Annotated in this window: 17 protein-coding genes; 3 read left to right on the plus strand and 14 right to left on the minus strand. The window is 45.5% G+C overall.

The window, feature by feature from the left end:
- Window positions 1-5 precede the first annotated feature (5 nt).
- Window positions 6-1,436: a pyruvate kinase gene (pyk, locus tag B9T10_RS03980; protein WP_008315188.1), complete on the minus strand. Its 1,431-nt coding sequence runs from the start codon at window positions 1,434-1,436 to the stop codon at window positions 6-8.
- Window positions 1,437-1,567: 131 nt separating this feature from the next.
- Between pyk and hemN the strand changes: the two genes are divergently transcribed.
- Together hemN and thiD are read left to right on the plus strand one after the other, a co-directional pair.
- Complete coding sequence (gene hemN / locus B9T10_RS03985) at window positions 1,568-2,944, plus strand: oxygen-independent coproporphyrinogen III oxidase (protein ID WP_094537904.1); 1,377 nt, start codon at window positions 1,568-1,570, stop codon at window positions 2,942-2,944.
- 91 nt (window positions 2,945-3,035) lie between these two features.
- Window positions 3,036-3,833, plus strand: a complete 798-nt coding sequence (gene thiD / locus B9T10_RS03990; RefSeq protein ID WP_018121837.1) for a bifunctional hydroxymethylpyrimidine kinase/phosphomethylpyrimidine kinase — start codon at window positions 3,036-3,038, stop codon at window positions 3,831-3,833.
- Window positions 3,834-3,877: 44 nt separating this feature from the next.
- On the opposite strand, the gene B9T10_RS03995 is transcribed toward thiD, so the two are convergent.
- From B9T10_RS03995 to B9T10_RS04040, 10 genes are all read right to left on the minus strand, one after another.
- Window positions 3,878-4,288 carry a hypothetical protein gene (locus B9T10_RS03995; RefSeq protein WP_018121836.1) on the minus strand — a complete coding sequence of 137 codons (411 nt, stop codon included), beginning with the start codon at window positions 4,286-4,288 and terminating at the stop codon, window positions 3,878-3,880.
- 77 nt (window positions 4,289-4,365) lie between these two features.
- Window positions 4,366-4,965 (minus strand): IMPACT family protein, encoded by a 600-nt coding sequence (locus B9T10_RS04000; RefSeq protein ID WP_008315193.1) that lies wholly within the window; start codon window positions 4,963-4,965, stop codon window positions 4,366-4,368.
- Between the two features lie 2 nt (window positions 4,966-4,967).
- Entirely contained in the window at window positions 4,968-6,050 is a 1,083-nt protein-coding gene (gene mraY / locus B9T10_RS04005) for a phospho-N-acetylmuramoyl-pentapeptide-transferase (RefSeq protein WP_008315194.1), read from the minus strand.
- Entirely contained in the window at window positions 6,051-7,400 is a 1,350-nt protein-coding gene (locus B9T10_RS04010) for a UDP-N-acetylmuramoyl-tripeptide--D-alanyl-D-alanine ligase (RefSeq protein WP_094537906.1), read from the minus strand.
- A gap of 6 nt (window positions 7,401-7,406) precedes the next feature.
- Window positions 7,407-8,891 (minus strand): UDP-N-acetylmuramoyl-L-alanyl-D-glutamate--2,6-diaminopimelate ligase, encoded by a 1,485-nt coding sequence (locus B9T10_RS04015; RefSeq protein WP_094537908.1) that lies wholly within the window; start codon window positions 8,889-8,891, stop codon window positions 7,407-7,409.
- Window positions 8,892-8,904: 13 nt separating this feature from the next.
- On the minus strand, window positions 8,905-10,659 hold the full coding sequence (locus B9T10_RS04020) for a peptidoglycan D,D-transpeptidase FtsI family protein (RefSeq protein WP_094537909.1): 1,755 nt from the start codon (window positions 10,657-10,659) through the stop codon (window positions 8,905-8,907).
- Window positions 10,660-10,662: 3 nt separating this feature from the next.
- Window positions 10,663-10,986 carry a cell division protein FtsL gene (gene ftsL / locus B9T10_RS04025; RefSeq protein ID WP_008315201.1) on the minus strand — a complete coding sequence of 108 codons (324 nt, stop codon included), beginning with the start codon at window positions 10,984-10,986 and terminating at the stop codon, window positions 10,663-10,665.
- Window positions 10,983-11,909 carry a 16S rRNA (cytosine(1402)-N(4))-methyltransferase RsmH gene (gene rsmH, locus B9T10_RS04030; protein ID WP_094537911.1) on the minus strand — a complete coding sequence of 309 codons (927 nt, stop codon included), beginning with the start codon at window positions 11,907-11,909 and terminating at the stop codon, window positions 10,983-10,985. The genes ftsL and rsmH overlap by 4 nt, the downstream gene beginning before the upstream one ends.
- Before the next feature lie 294 nt (window positions 11,910-12,203).
- Window positions 12,204-12,548: a DUF1622 domain-containing protein gene (locus B9T10_RS04035; RefSeq protein WP_008315203.1), complete on the minus strand. Its 345-nt coding sequence runs from the start codon at window positions 12,546-12,548 to the stop codon at window positions 12,204-12,206.
- 8 nt (window positions 12,549-12,556) lie between these two features.
- The gene (locus tag B9T10_RS04040; RefSeq protein WP_008315204.1) at window positions 12,557-13,801 is read right to left on the minus strand and encodes an ArsB/NhaD family transporter; all 1,245 of its coding nucleotides are present in this window, start codon (window positions 13,799-13,801) and stop codon (window positions 12,557-12,559) included.
- Between the two features lie 112 nt (window positions 13,802-13,913).
- Here B9T10_RS04040 and B9T10_RS04045 point away from each other — a divergent pair, with 112 nt between their 5' ends.
- A complete protein-coding gene (locus B9T10_RS04045; RefSeq protein WP_094537913.1) occupies window positions 13,914-14,699 on the plus strand; it encodes an alpha/beta fold hydrolase in 786 nt (261 codons plus the stop codon).
- A 51-nt stretch (window positions 14,700-14,750) separates the two neighbouring features.
- Here the strand turns inward: B9T10_RS04045 and B9T10_RS04050 are convergent, their stop codons facing one another.
- From B9T10_RS04050 to cyoE, 3 genes are all read right to left on the minus strand, one after another.
- Window positions 14,751-15,242 carry a RidA family protein gene (locus tag B9T10_RS04050; RefSeq protein WP_008315207.1) on the minus strand — a complete coding sequence of 164 codons (492 nt, stop codon included), beginning with the start codon at window positions 15,240-15,242 and terminating at the stop codon, window positions 14,751-14,753.
- A 104-nt stretch (window positions 15,243-15,346) separates the two neighbouring features.
- On the minus strand, window positions 15,347-15,922 hold the full coding sequence (locus B9T10_RS04055) for a VOC family protein (protein WP_094537914.1): 576 nt from the start codon (window positions 15,920-15,922) through the stop codon (window positions 15,347-15,349).
- A 9-nt stretch (window positions 15,923-15,931) separates the two neighbouring features.
- On the minus strand, window positions 15,932-16,783 hold the full coding sequence (cyoE, locus tag B9T10_RS04060; RefSeq protein WP_094488308.1) for a heme o synthase: 852 nt from the start codon (window positions 16,781-16,783) through the stop codon (window positions 15,932-15,934).
- Between the last annotated feature and the right edge of the window lie 2 nt (window positions 16,784-16,785).

Consider the following 16,785-nt stretch of genomic DNA (forward strand, 5'->3'; position numbering starts at 1 on the left):
GACTGTTATTCAACCACTGCAATGCGAAGGTTATTCGTTCCGCCTTGCACATAATTGAGCGAACCGCGCGTAATGATGATGCGATCACCCTCTGTCACCGCTTGATTCTCTTTTAAGACCGCAATTACTTCATTGACCACATCCTCTTCATTCGCATGATGAATGTTGAATTCTAACGGCTCGACACCGCGATATAAGGTCATCCAACCGGCAGTTTTCGCATGGCGCGTTAAAGCGTAAATGGGAATGTCAGAATTGACGCGGCTCATGAGCATCGCTGTGGTGCCCGATTCCGTTAAACACACCAACGCTTGCACATCATAATGGTTGGCCAACACCATTGAGGACATCGCGATTGCCTCATCCGTTTGCGTGAACTGTTTATTTTTAATCATGGAGTTCGCGCTCAAATGATTCATCATCTCGCTCTCTGCCCCAATGCAGATCTCTGCCATCGCTTTGACCGTTTCCACAGGATATTTACCGGCAGCGCTTTCAGCAGAGAGCATCACAGCATCTGTACCATCTAACACCGCATTAGAGACATCCATCACCTCTGCACGCGTTGGGCATGAGTTCTCAATCATCGATTCCATCATTTGCGTCGCAGTAATGGTGGCGCGATTCAACTCACGCGCCCTTAAAATGAAGCGCTTTTGCACACCCATCAATTTTGCATCGCCAATTTCCACCGCCAAATCGCCGCGGGCAATCATGATGGCATCTGATGCTAAAATGATCTCATCGATGTTCGCCACCGCTTCAATGCGCTCAATTTTTGCCACCAAATGCGCCTGTGAACCTGCTTTTTTCAGCAGTTCACGCGCTTCATCCATATCGCTGCCATTTCTTGGGAAAGAGACTGCAATATAATCGGTGTTAAAATTCGCCGCGCAAATGAGATCTTCGCGATCCTTATCCGTCAAAGCAGGCGCAGACAAACCGCCGCCCTGTAAATTGATGCCTTTACGGTTTGACAATGTCCCGCCAATCACAACTTTGGTATACACCTCTAAATCTTTCACCGCCGTCACTTCAAGGACGATTTTGCCATCATCGAGCAGCAAAATATCCTTAGGCTTCACGTCATTGACTAATTCTTTATACGCAATGCCCACACGCGTTTCATCGCCGGCATCATCGGCATGTGCGCTGTCTAAAATGAACGGCGCGCCTTCTGTCAATTCAACTGAACCATTTTTAAATTTCTCAATGCGAATTTTAGGGCCTTGTAAATCCGATAAAATCCCCACATTCACTTTTAAACGCGCAGCAATTTCACGCACTGCATTGACGCGTTTAATGTGATCTTCATGGGTGCCATGGGAGAAATTGAGGCGCACAACATTCACCCCAGCTTTAATCATACCTTCTAACACACCCGGGCGATCACTCGCTGGCCCTAATGTTGCAACAATCTTTGTCCTTCTTTTCATCAATTGCTCCTTTTTTCATGCATTATGAATATAAATCTGCCCCATCGATAAAACAAAATCGCAGTTTGTGGTGTAATTCAGTACAATATACCCCATGATTACTTTATTAACGAATATACTAGTTGGGCAACATGACACAATCTATTTTTAATCGTGAACTCATCGATAAATATGACAAGGCTGGTCCTCGTTATACCTCTTACCCCACCGCTGTACAATTTACCACCGAATTCACCCGCGAAGATTACATTCAAGCCGCTTTGGCATCGAATGCATCTGATCGTGATTTATCCCTTTATTTTCACATGCCATTTTGTGACACCATCTGTTTTTACTGTGGCTGTAACAAAATCATCACCAAAAATCGTAAGCGCTCTTTGCCATATGTTGAGCATTTACTCAAAGAGATTGAAATGCAGGGCAATCTTTTTGACCGTCAACGCAAAGTGAAGCAGCTCCATTGGGGCGGCGGTACGCCAACATTTTTATCCCGTGATGAAATGCTCACGGTGATGGATGCCACCGCTAAACACTTCACATTGCTCGATCAAGATCAAGGCGAATACTCCATTGAAGTGGACCCGCGTGAAGCAAATGCGGACACCGTGCGCTTTTTACGCAGCATCGGTTTTAACCGTTTGAGCATGGGCGTGCAAGACTTCAACCCAAAAGTGCAAGTGGCGGTCAATCGCATTCAGCCCAAAGAGATCACCCTTGAAACCTTAACCGCCGCGCGCGAATGTGGTTTTAGCTCCATCTCTGTGGATTTGATTTATGGCTTACCTTTCCAAACGGTCGATACCTTCAATCAAACGTTAGAAGAGATGATTGAAATCTCACCAGATCGTTTATCCGTCTTTAACTATGCTCACATGCCACATCTCTTTAAAACACAAAAGCAGATGAATGCAGAAGACATGCCAAAACCTGAAGAGAAACTCTTGATCTTCAAAAACATCATTGAGCGCTTAACCGATGCAGGTTATGTGTACATTGGCATGGATCACTTTGCTAAACCAACGGATCAATTGGCGATCGCGCAGCGTGAAGGCAATTTATATCGCAATTTCCAAGGTTACAGCACCCATTCTGATTGTGATTTAGTGGGCATGGGTTTATCGTCCATCTCGCAAATTGGCAACATCTATGCACAAAATGTGAAAGACATGCCCGATTATGAAGCGGTGATCAACAGCGAACAGTTGCCGATTTGGCGCGGCGTGACTCTGACGCCTGAAGATGAACTTCGCCGTTATGTGATCACAGAGCTCATGTGCAACTTAAAGCTCGACATCAATGATGTCAGTCGCCGTTTTAACATCGATGCAAAAGAGCATTTTAAAATTGAATTGGAAGATCTTCGTGCAATGGGGCCAGATGGCTTAATCGTCGTCGAAGGTGACACTTATCACGTCCAAGATCGCGGCCGCTTACTCATTCGCAACATTGGCATGGTGTTTGATGCCTATTTGCAAAAGAATGATCAGCGTTTCTCCCGCGTCATTTAAAAAACTTCCTGAAAAGCTCTATAAATTTAGAGCTTTTTTTTGTACTCTATATTTTCCACCTATTTGCTGGATATAACACAAAGGATTTTCGATGAAAAAGATATTGACCATTGCAGGTTCAGACTCAAGCGGCGGCGCTGGCATTCAAGCGGATTTACGCACCTTTGCTAAGCATGATTTGTATGGCTTTTGTGCCCTCACAGTGATCGTGACGATGGAAACGGACACATGGTCACACGGCGTATTCCCCATTGAATTGCCCGTGATTGATGCTCAAATTAAAACAGCCCTCGAAGGCGTGGGCGTCGATGCCATTAAACTTGGCATGTTGCCAACCCCAGCCATCATTGAAAATGTCGATGGTTATTTAAAGACTTGGGCGAAAAAAGTGCCTGTTGTTGTCGATCCTGTGATGGTGTGTAAAGGCAATAAACCTTTATTCCCAGAACATGCCGAAGCCATCCGCACCCATTTGATCAAACATGCCACCGTCACAACGCCAAACTTATTTGAAGCAGCACAATTAGCGGGCATGGAAGAAATCACAAACTATGAAGAAGCTAAAGAAGCTGCCCGCCGCATTTTAGCTTTAGGTTGTCAAGCTGTGGCCATCACCAATGTTGGCCGCGTGATGGCACCAAAAACCTCCGGCGATCTATTCTATGATGGCCATGAGTTTGTGTTGATGGAAGGCGCATTCATTGATACCCATCACACCCATGGTTTAGGCTGTACATTTGCCGCACATGTGGCTGCAAACCTTTGCAAAGGCTTTTCTCCGCGCGAATCGGTGTTTGAAGCCAAAGAAGCCATCAAAAAAGGCATTAAAAATCACTGGGCGCTTAATCAATTTGTGGGCACCTTAGATTTTCCAGACAGTTTTAAATAAATGACATTAAACCATTGATGCTAAAACCCTGCTTGCAGGGTTTTTTATTCTGGCCAAGATAAGCTTTGCATATAGCGGTCAAAGACAAAGCGCCCCCCTTGGTGTTCAAAGAGTTGCGTACTGACGCGCACACAATGATAACTGTTAGATTGGCATAAATGCACCACACAATCAGGGTTCGGATCATGATCCGTATTGGTATAAATGCTGGTTAAATTGAAGATTTGAGATAAAAAAGAGTAGAGATATTCTTCTTCAAATGCCGTGACATTCGCAGAAAGGATCAAAATGGCTGTGGGCGGATGAATGGGCTGATTGGCAAACTCGGTGCGTTGGATCTCAAACTCTGCACGATTAGGATGGTGAAGGACGACATATTGCACATGGCCATTGTGCCATACGAGCTCATCATAAGTACTGCTCCATGCCAGCGTTAAAGAAAGCAAACCTAACATCACACCACAAACGAATCGTTTCCACACCTGCATCATTGCTCACTTTATATCACGGGCCAATGATCCATTGGCATCTGTTAAGGACTGAGTAACTGCGTGTTTTTTATTTGTATCAATTTATGTTTAAAATCGTCGATCTGTGATGGCTCAAGCGAAACCGTACACACACAACGTTCTGCATAATCCGTGGCTTCCACCACCGCTTTTGACACATGTAACAGTTGTTGAATATCACTGGTTACATCATAATCATAAACGAACTGTAGGGATTGTAAAATTTTATGCTCGATCACTTGAGCTGCGTCTAATGTTAGGCGTGCAGACTTCTGATAGTTCGCCACAAGCCCGCCGGTGCCAAGCTTAATGCCGCCAAAATAACGCACAACCGCCACCAAAACATTGGTGACTTTAAACGCTTCAATCTGCCCAAAGATTGGGCGCCCTGCTGTGCCACCGGGCTCGCCATCATCACTGAAACGATACAATTCATAATGTTTGCCAAGCCGATAGGCATAGCAAACATGATTAGCATTTGGATGCATTGCTCGTAAATCTGCAATGATGGCTTTAATTTCCTCTTCGGATTGCACGCGATGAGCAAAGCCCAGAAATTTACTCTTTTGTTCAGTAAATTCTGAGTGCACATTCGCGGCAATTTCAAAGTAGGTTTCGGTCATGATTAACGGATTTTAAGGGAGGCTAAACCAATTAAGACCAAAATCACCGTCAAAATCCAAAAGCGCACAATGACGCGTGGCTCAGGCCAACCTTTGAGCTCAAAGTGATGGTGAATCGGCGCCATTCTAAATACGCGCTTTTTAAACATGCGGTATGAACCCACTTGAATGAACACAGAGAGTGTTTCCACCACAAATAAACCACTCATGATGAAGAAAACAAGCTCTTGGCGCACCACAACAGAGATCGCACCCAATGCGCCACCTAATGCTAAAGCACCGACATCGCCCATAAAGACTTGCGCAGGATAAGTATTGAACCATAAAAAGCCTAAACCTGCGCCAAAGATTGCGGCACAAATGATGGCCATTTCGCCTGCGCCTTGCACATATGGAATGGCTAAATAGTTAGCAAATTCCACGTGCCCTGTGGCATAAGCAAAAATGGCGAGTGCGGCAGCAATTAAAATGGTGGGCATGATGGCCAAACCATCTAAACCATCGGTTAAATTCACGGCATTACTTGCACCCACAATCACAAAATAGACAAACGGAATGAAGAAAATGCCTAAAGGAATGTACCACTCTTTAAAATATGGAATGAGAAGTTGCGTGCCCTGATCGCCTGCATTGTAATATAAAATCACCGCTGCCAATAAGCCGCCAATGGTTAAATAGAGATATTTTTCTTTAGCGCGCAGCCCAAGGGATTGCTTTTTAACCACTTTTCGATAGTCATCAATAAAGCCCACATAACCAAAGCCCCACAACACACCCATCACCACCCAAACATTGATGTTGCTTAAATCAGCCCACAACAACACTGCAACCGAAATACTCGCGATGATGAGCACGCCACCCATCGTTGGCGTCCCTTTTTTGGATAAATGGGATTGCGGACCATCGTCACGCACAAATTGCCCAATTTGATTGGCCTGCAATTTACGAATGAATTTCGGGCCAAAAAAGAGCGCAAACACCAGCGCCGTCAAAACCGCACAGATGCCACGCATCGATAAATATTGAAACACTCGCAAAGCACCCCACTGATGCTCCGCTAAGTATGTGAGTAACGCATATAACATTTAAACTTCCTTCTCTTTTTGAACCATCGCCTCGGCAATTAAATACATCTTCATGGAGTTTGAACCCTTCACCAAAATGGCAACCGATTCATCTTTAAGTGTGACCAATGTTTGGTTGATGTGGTCAATGATGGCATCGTGATCTGCATACACTTGCCCGCCTTCACCAAAGGCCTCAGCACTTTTTGCGGCCATCTCGCCTAAGGCTAAAAGCTGATCAAAGCCGCGCACTTTTGCATAGCGCCCGCACTCTTCATGCATTTGCACCGCTTGTGTGCCCAATTCACGCATGTCTCCTAACACAAGCCAGGTGTGATCGGCAATGCCTTCTAATGCGTCAATCCCTGCGCGCAAAGAGGCAGGATTGCCGTTATAAGCATCATTGAGCAAAATGTGATGATCGCTCAATTGAATCTTCTCTAAACGCCCTTTGACGCAGTGAAGATTTTCAAGCCCTGTTTTGATCTCATCTAAAGAGGCGCCTAAAGCATAGGTTGCCGCAGCAGCTGCACATGCATTTAAAACATTGTGAATGCCCACCAATGCCAACGTCACGCGGATAGATTGCCCATGAATCACCAAGTCAAATGATTGACCACTGATGTTTTTTGCCATCACGTCGGCAGTGTTACGAATGCCAAACGTTAAGACGCGATGTTCTGTATTCAGGCTCTGCCAATAGTCTGCATAATCATCATCGGCATTGATGATCGCTGTTCCGCCCACTTTTAAGCCTTCAAAAATTTCACCTTTAGCGCGCGCAACACCTTCAATGCTGCCAAAACCTTCTAAATGGCAAGGTCCAGCATTATTCAAAATCGCCACATCTGGGCACGCAATGTGGGTTAAATAACGAATCTCCTCAAAGTGATTCGCACCCATCTCTAACACGGCATATTCATATTGATCGGTGAGTTTTAAAATCGTCAAAGGGCAACCCACATGATTGTTATAGTTGCCCTCTGTGGCCAGCGTCGCCCCTTTGCCACGCAAAATGGAGGCAATCATCTCTTTTAATGTGGTTTTGCCATTTGAGCCCGTCAAAGCAACCGTTGTGCCCTGCCAATCGGCCATCCATGCTTTTGCCAGTATGCCGAGCGCCTTTTGGCTATCTTTGACCACAATTTGGCTGATGTTCACAGATGGCGTATAACGCTCAACCACCGCGCCAATGGCACCTTTTGCCTCAATGCTGTCTAAAAAATTATGGGCATCGTGCTTATCGCCTTTCCATGCAAAAAAGAGCTGGCCGGCTTGAATCAAGCGCGTATCAGTAGAGGCACCATAAAAAATGGCATCCATGCCTTTGAGCTCACCTTGTAGGATTTGGGCTGCTTGTGAAAGTTTCATACAATATCAACGATCCTGTGTAATGAATGCTGCAACAATTTCAGCATCGGAAAAATGGTGTTTGGTGTGGCCAATGATTTGATAATCTTCATGCCCTTTACCGGCGATTAAGATAATGTCCCCGGCTTTAGCCACACTCACAGCGTGTTCAATCGCCAATTTGCGATCTAAAATGCGCTGAACTTTTTCTGGCGCTTTAAAGCCTGTAAAAATCTCATCGCTGATGGCAAGATCATTTTCCGTGCGTGGGTTATCATTGGTCACAATCACATGATCCGCATGAGCTTCGGCAATCTCTGCCATCAATGGACGTTTGCCGCGATCACGATCCCCGCCACAACCAAAAATACAGTATAAATCGCCGTTTGGAATGTGTTTTTTCAAGGCTTTTAACACTTGCAATAAGGCATTCGGCTTATGGGCATAATCAATCACTGCCACCGCGCCATTGTCTAAAAAGATCGCCTCCATACGTCCTTTGACCAAGGTGATTTCAGGCAGTAAGTCAATGATGCGCGGCATCTCAATACCAAGGGCCAATAAATTGCCCACCATCGCCACTAAATTATGGGCATTGAAATGGCCATACAATGGGCTCTCAATGGCATAGGATTGTCCTTGATGCGTCAATGTGAAACGTAACCCTTGGGCATGAAGATCAATCTTTGAAATGCGTAAATCATTCTCATGCTCACATGCCTGCTCCCCAAAAGGATATAAAGTGCGCTCACCTTTTGCTTGTAAAGCCTTAAATAAATCATATCCAACAACATCATCGATGTTCAACACTGAGGCGGTCGAGGCATACTCATTAAATAAGCGCTCTTTCGCGGCGCGATAATTGGCCACGGTTTCATGGTAATCTAAGTGATCACGGGCAAGGTTCAAAAAGGTGGAGACCGCAAAAGATAAACCGGCCACGCGCCCTTGATCAAGGGCATGAGAGGTGACTTCTAAGACAATATCCACAGATTCAGCTGTTTCAAACGCTGCCACAATCTCATCAATGGAGCGATAGAGTGCTAAAAAATCCGGCGTGGTGTGTGTGTTTTCTTTAAGGTTTTCTAATGGGCCAATGCCATTCGTCCCAATCATGCCCACCGCTCTGCCTAACTTTTGTAGGGCAACGGCTGTAAACATCGCCACAGAGGTTTTGCCTTCCGTCCCTGTGATGCCTATGATGTTGGTTTTTTTAAGTGCCGATTGATAAAACATCACCGCAGCTTCTTTCATGAGTGCATGAATGTCTGCCACTTTAAATGCAGGAATGTCGAAGGGCACATTGCCCGGCTCACCCTCATAAAAAATGGCGGCAATACCCGTTTTGCGTAATCCATCCATATAATCTAAACCGTGACCGTTTGCCCCTTGCAATGCAAAAAACAGATCACCCTGCTTAGCATAACGACTGTCTGACGACAACCCCGAGACCGTCACTTCTTGCAACGAAATGGGCAGTTCAAGCGTTGGAAATAAGTGTAAAAGTTTCATGGGGTTTTCCTTATCAGTGGGATAACATTTGTAGTTTAGGTAACTCCGCTAAACCATCGGGTTTGACATTCAAAATGCGCAGTGTATCGCCCATAATCTCAGAGAATACCGGCGCTGCCACAGCACCACCATAATATTGACCCGCAGAAGGCTCATCAATCATCACCACCACCACATAACGAGGGTTAGAGATTGGGCCAAAGCCGGCAAAGAATGCACGGTGCTTGGTATTACTATAGCGTCCTTTTTCAATTTTACGTGCGGTGCCCGATTTACCGGCCACGCGATAATGCGGCACTTTTGCTTTAGAGGTGGGATTATTGGTGATCACTTTCTCAAGCATGCCCACCATGGAGGCAGCCACAGGTTTAGAGAAAATACGGCGGCGCTGTTGATCTGTCTGAGGAGGTAAATCTTTGACAATTTTTAAAGGCTCATAAACGCCACCATTGGCAAACACAGAGTACATCTGCGCCAATTGCGCCGTATTTAGGCTGATGCCATAACCAAAGGATTTGGTGGCATGTTCAAACTGATTGCGCTGCCAAGGGCGTACATTGCCTAAATGACCTGCTTGCTCACCGACGATCCCTAAACCCGTTTTTTGACCAATGCCGAGGGATTTATACAAATTCCACAACACTTCAGGCGGCATCGAGAGCGCCACACGCGCCACACCAATGTTACTCGACTTCACCAATACGGTGATCAAATCCATCGACTGGGATTTAGAAACGTCTTTAATGGCATTGCCGCTCACCATGAATTGATAACCGGTTGGCACAACGCTGGTCGGATGCCATTTTTTAGACTCAAGGCCAAGGGCAATCACAAAAGGCTTAATGGTGGAACCGGGCTCATATACATCGGCAATGGCGCGGTTTTTCATCATTTCAGGAATGCGGTGCTGTAGATTATTCGGATTGCCAGAAGGCTGACTGACCAATGCAAGCACTTCGCCCGTCCAAGCGTCCACCACCATCGCGGTACCACTTTTTGCTTTATGCTCAATGATGGCATTTTTAAGGGCTTGATAGGCCGCCAATTGAATGCGTCGATCAATGGTGAGCACTAAGTTTTTACCGGACTCTGCCCCTTCAATCAATTTAAACTGATCAATGATGCGATTGGCCGAATCTTTCACCACCTGTTTTTTGCCCATTTTACCTTTGAGGTGATCCTCAAACGTCAGCTCAATTCCCTCGATGCCCACATCTTCTGAGTTCGTAAAGCCAAGGAGCTGGGCTGTCACTTCCGCATCCGGATAATAACGCTTATACTCTTTTTCAATGGTCACACCCGGTAAATTCAGTTTGACCACATCATTCGTTGCATGGGGCGGCAATTGGCGCTTTAACCACACAAAGCGAGAATTGTCACGCTTGGTTAATAACTCATACAGATGCTTTTCCTTCATGTCGATGGCTTTGGCTAAATCTGGCAAATACTCCGCATAAGGCAATAAAATTTTAGGGTCTGCCCAAATGGAATAAACTTCCGTCGAGATGGCCAAAGACTCATGGTTGCGATCCATGATTGCCCCTCTCACCGCAGGAATGTTTTGTGTGCGTAAAACACGGTTATTGCTCTCTGATTGCAAAAATTGCTGATTGAGAATCTGTAAATCAAAGGCACTGATCATCAACGCGACGGCTAAAAGATAAAAAACACCGAGCACAAACATACGACGGTAATTTTGACCGGGCAACACCGGCCGTTTGCTTTTCGCCTTTTTCGAGCGACGCTTCTTTGGAGTTTGACGCATCATGAATTATTGAATGTAACGATCTTTATCATTTTGAGCACTCACCAATGTTGCAGTCTTTTTCTCTGTCACATAGACGATGCTCTCTTGTTTAGGTAATACCATGTTCAAGCGATCACGGATCGTTTTGTCCATCAACACCGCTGTGATCAACATGCTCTCTTCTAACTTGAGTTTGTTCCACTCTGTATCGTAGTCCATTTTTTGCGTCAGTGCTTTTTCATACTGATGCCATAAATGACGATGCTCTTGTGTGGTGTGAATTTTTAACATTCCCACAGCAATGAGCGCTAAACCACACAAAATCACCAAACTTTTTGTGATATTCACGGTAATTTCTCCGCTATACGCATGATGGCACTTCTGGCCCGAGGATTATGACGCGACTCTTCATCGCTTGCTTTCACAGGTTTGCCGATCAATTTAAGCGTGGGCTCAGACACAAACTGCGCCACAGGTAAATCTGGCAACAAATCTTTCGGTTTCGCATGGTGATTCATGAAGTTTTTCACGATGCGATCTTCTAATGAGTGGAAGCTGATCACCACCAAACGCCCCCCAGGATTTAATAAATCATAGGCGGCAGTCAGGGTTTGACTCAGCTCCGTCAGCTCTTCATTGACTGCAATGCGAATGGCTTGAAACACACGTGTTGCCGGGTGTTTATGCTTATCTTTAAAAGGCACAGCTTCTGAGATGATGTCTGCCAATTGATGGGTGGTTTCAATCGGGGCAAGCTCGCGGCATTTGATGATGTGACCGGCAATTTTACCCGCAAAACGCTCTTCACCAAATTCACGAAAGACGCTGGCCATCGTGGCAAAATCACTCGTTGCCACCCATGTCGCTGCACTGACGCCAGAGGTTGGGTCCATGCGCATGTCAAGCGGGCCATCTTTCATAAAGCTAAAACCACGCTCTGCATCATCTAATTGTGGCGATGACACACCAATGTCTAACAATACACCATCGACTTTTTCAAAATGTGCAGAAGCCACCGCCGCTTTAATGTCACTCATGCAGCCGGCAAAAAATGTGAAATTTTCAGCCCCTTTAAAACGCTCTTTGGCACAAGCTTGCGCCGTTGGGTCGCGATCAATGCTGATTAAGTGCCCTGCTGTCAATCGTTTTAGGATTTCAGAGGAATGACCGCCGCGGCCAAATGTCCCATCCACGTAGACGCCGGCAGGTTGAATATTGAGCGCATTAATCGCCTCATTTAAAAGAACGGAAACGTGCTGAAACTCTGACATGAAAAAATCGATCCAAATATAGTTTTATGCCATACTTTTACCACTTTTCCCCACTTTTTTCCACTCTTATTTCCAAGCGCTGCCTTTGCTGCATCATTATTGCGCACCTCATTTGTGCACAACGCCACATTCCATGCAGCTGCAATGTCATTACATTCATCCCATTGAATTTAAATTATTTTTTTAAAAATCATACCCAAAACCCCCAATGTTGCATGGGATTTTGAGGGGGATTTCATGAGTTTTTCACAAAGTTATCCACAGAAGATGTGGATAACCTAGGATCACTTTGACTTAAGATGTGCGCTCTTTTTCTGCCACTTCGATCTCTTTGCCTAAAAAGTAAGAGATGGTTGTTCGGATCACCACAATGCCAGCAAGCACTAAAATGTCATCTAAACTTGGGTTCATGATGGTTTCGATGATGTCTGAAGCAATCAACACCTCTAAGCTCAATAAAATGTACGAGCCTAAATAGATTTTAATGTGGTTATTTTTAGAGGCCACATCAAAACGATCGCCGCCCTTGCCTTCATTGATAATGAAGCCAAAAAAGGCTTTGATCACGCCCACAAGCAAAATGGCGATGGAAAAAACATTGAGTGCAAGCACCGTATAATGCGTGATTAAATGCAACATATTGCCTCCTAATGGATGAGATTTAACAGAACAATCCATGCCGCCGCCATCGCTAAACAGACGCAAGCCACTGGCACGCCGGCTTTGGCAAACTCTTTAAAGGAGATCATGATGCCATATTTTGCGCTCTCCTCCACAGCAATGATGCCCGCTAAACTGCCAAACACGATTAAATTACTGGAAAAACCTGTGCCAAGCACTAAAGCAGCACCTAACACATCGGCATTGCTGCCCACATGCACATACGGCGCAAGAAGCATCACCGCAGGATTATTGCCCACAATGTTGCTCAAGACAGCGCTTGAGAAAAAGAGGGATAAAGGATCATTGAGATTCAAGCCAATTGCTTTTAAATCACCGAGCAGTGCTTGTGGCAATCCTGTTTTTGCCATCGCCGCATTGACCACAAATAGACTCATGATCAAAATGAGCAAACTATAATCCACCTCTTTTAACAGATCTTGAGAAGAGATTTTGCGATTCATCAGCAACACCGCCGCACCTGCAAGTGCCACAATCGCTTGCGGCCAAATGTTGAGCATAAATGCAATGATCACCGCCACCGTCACAATGAGGGCTTTAGCAGTCTCTAAGGTGTTGAGCACCGCCACATTCGGCGATGTGTCATGACTTTTACGATAAAACGGCGGCAGATCCCAACGATTGCGATAAATGAGCACAATCGCCGCCCATACAATCAACAGCGACAATACAGCAGGCACGCCTGCAACCTTTAACAATCCTGTAAATGAGAGTTCTAACTGCTGTGCGATGATCATGTTTTGTGGGCTGCCGATCAATGTGCCCGCTGATCCTGTATTTGCAGCAAAGCAAAATGCCAACACAAATGGCACCGGGTTTAAACCACGCGACAATGTGACTGCAATCAAAAGTGGCGTCATTGCCACCACCACAACATCATTCGTTAACACTGAGGATAAAACGCCCGACACCACAATCAAAATGGCGAGTAATTTTGGCGGACTCACTTTTAACGTCGCCACACGCTCAGCGGCAAAACGGTAAAAGCCAGACACGCCAAACGCCCCCGATACCACCATCAAACCAAACAATAACCCTAAACTTGGATAACTGATGGCATTCCATGCCTCTTGACCGCTGATTGCGCCCATCACCAACATGGCAAGTGCCCCAACAAGCGCCGCGCCCGTGCGATCGAGTTTGAGCCCTGGAAACTTCCCTAACGCCATGACGGTGTAAACCAATAAAAATATGATGACTGTACTGTTCATTATTCTATCTTTCTTTATTGTGGATGAATCATGGTTAAAGCATAGAGCATAATGCGCCATTGTGATGCATTATGTTAGAATTCTGCCATGATCCTTCATTTTAAACACAATTATGCATACATTACTCAATCATAAAATCACACAGCCAGACAATCCTCAACATGCCACCCCGATTGTGCTCATTCATGGTCTATTTGGGGACATGAACAACCTTGGCATGATCGCCCGTGCCCTTGCTGATTACACCACCATTCAAGTGGATGTGCGCAATCATGGCGAATCCTTTCACACAGATGTCATGAATTATGGCGAGATGGCAAAAGATGTCGTGGCGCTGCTTGATCACCTCAATGTGGAAAAAGCCATCATCATTGGCCATTCAATGGGCGGAAAAATCGCCATGCGCATGACAGAAATGATGAATGATCGCATCACGGCTTTAATCGTGATTGATGTTGCGCCTGTTGCCTATCAAGAAAATCGTCACAGTGAGATTTTTGCTGCCCTCAAAGCGGTGAGTGCTCAAGGCATTACGGATCGTAAAATCGCCGCAGCTGCGATGGCTGAATATTTAGACGAGCCCTTTGTGATTCAGTTTTTATTAAAATCCTTTCGCGCGGGCAAAGGTGAATGGAAATTCAATGTGCCAGTTTTAGAGAATCAATATGCGAACATTGTGGGTTGGGAAACCATTGCCCCATGGAACGGTGCTTGTTTATTCATTGTGGGCGGTGATTCACCGTATGTTTCCCGTAAAGATCAAGCCGCGATCACTGCGCAATTGCCAAATGTGCAGGCAAAAGTGATTGCAGGTGCAGGTCATTGGGTGCATGCCCAAAAAACCGATGCTGTGGTGCGTGCCATCAATCAATTCTTATCAAAAGTGGATGCGCCTTAAATTTTAGGCATAAAAAAAGCCTTGGCGTCCCAAGGCTTTTTCATCGAATGCTTACGGACGAACCGCAGTCACTTCGATTTCTACACGCCATGCAGGGTTTGCTAACTTAGCCACCTGAAATGCAGAACGCGCTGGCAATTTGCTGCTTTTACCATCAAAGAATTTGGTATAGCCATCCATGAAGCCTTTAAAATCCATCGTGCCGTCAGTTTCTTCGCCGCCCACTAAGAACACCTGCATTTTAACCACATCTTCCATGCTTAAGCCTAATTGAGCCAAATGCGCTTGGATTTGTTCTAACACATTGATGGTTTGCTCTTCTGTGTTACCGTAAGATGCCAATTCTGCATTTGGTAAATCGGCAGCTTTTTTCGTTGGCACTTTGCCACTTAAAAAGATGATGTCTTTGCCCGCATTGATCTCTACAGATTCAGCAATTGGGAAATTGTCCATTTTATGTGTGATCACTGCTTCTGCTTTTGTATCCGCAGTCGCTAAACTCAAAGCAAATGGCACACATAATAATAAACTTTTTAAACGCATATAAACTCCTTCAATAGTATCGATGTGGGGATGAATCCTCACTCGCGCGCATGATACCACACTTTGCAAACATTGATAAATGTCAAAGTTTTCACACTTTCTGATCATCCACCACGACGCGCAGGCAGCCATGCGGTGGCTTCGGAATCTTCATCATAATAATAACCATTCGGAATCGATTGCAGTTCAATCAACATGCCCCAAGGCGATAATGCATAAATACTGCCATTGCCTTCGCTGTCTTCATGGCGCGAATTGCCATGGATCTGATCCAATAACTGCCCGCCTGCGGCTTGAATGCGCGCCACACATGCTTCTAGATCATCACAATAAAGCGCCATGTGATTGATGCCAAAGTCACACAAACGCAAAGGCTTTCGCTGCTCTAGCGCTTTAATTTCAAAGAGCTCAAGCCCAGGTCCATTGCCAATTCTGAGCATGCGCTGACGAATGATCTTCGCGCCCTTTGGCAAACCTAATTGCAACTCAACAATTTGCCCACCGCGCGGTTCATCTTGTAAGGTTAAACCGTCATAACACCATTTTGCACCGAGGGCTTTACGGAAAAATGTCGTGGCGGCATCAATGTCCGGGACCGTCACACCTAAGTGATGAATCCCTCTTGGCAACTCGCCAAAAGCATCTTTTGCACTTTTCACTGTGGTCAATCGTTCTGTCATCATTTCCTCCTAAAGGGCTGTGAGCATCATCCATAGACAAAGCGCCATGATGACCCACAAAGAATTTAAAAATTGCTGCTTACCCCACGCTTCTTCGCTTTTATGAATCGGGCGCTGTAAGCTGATCCACCAAGCGGCAACTGTGATCACCATCGCGCTTGGCAACCAAAAACCTCGCACCTCAAACGCTGCTAAATAAAGCACCGCCAAAATCATGGCACTGACATAAGCAAGCATGCGCATTTGTGTGCGCTCAAATGTGATAAAGAGCGGCGGCATCGGAATTTTGGTGGCCAAATAATCGGCTTTTCGATAGAGGGCAATCGCATAAGAATGCGCAATTTGCCATGTCGAAAAGATGATGAATAAACACACCACCGTCATGTCTAATTGCCCTTTGAGCGCCACATAACCCACCAAAGGCGGCACCGCACCAGAAATGCTGCCCACCACAATGCTAAGACGTGAATTGCGCTTAAAAAAGAGCGAATATAAAATCACATAATCCACAAAGCCAATCATCGCTAAATGGCCACTGAGTGGATTCACCCAACCATAGAGCACACTAAAACCCACAAGCGATGCGATCACCGCAATGGCAACGGCCATTTCTAACGAAATTTCACCATTGACCAATGGACGGTTTTTCGTGCGCGCCATGTGCCGATCAATGTCACGATCGATGATGTTATTCCACACAGTGGCAGAAATCATCACGCCCGTAATGCCAATCAAAGTGTACAGTAAGCGCATGCCCTGCCATTGCCCCACAGCACCATAGGCCAGCAAAAATCCTGCCAGTACTGGCATCAAATTACCTAAAATGATGCCATGCTTAATGAGCTTTAAATACGGGCGCATGC

Source organism: Wohlfahrtiimonas chitiniclastica (assembly GCF_002252325.1).
Classification (GTDB): Bacteria; Pseudomonadota; Gammaproteobacteria; order Cardiobacteriales; family Wohlfahrtiimonadaceae; genus Wohlfahrtiimonas; species Wohlfahrtiimonas chitiniclastica.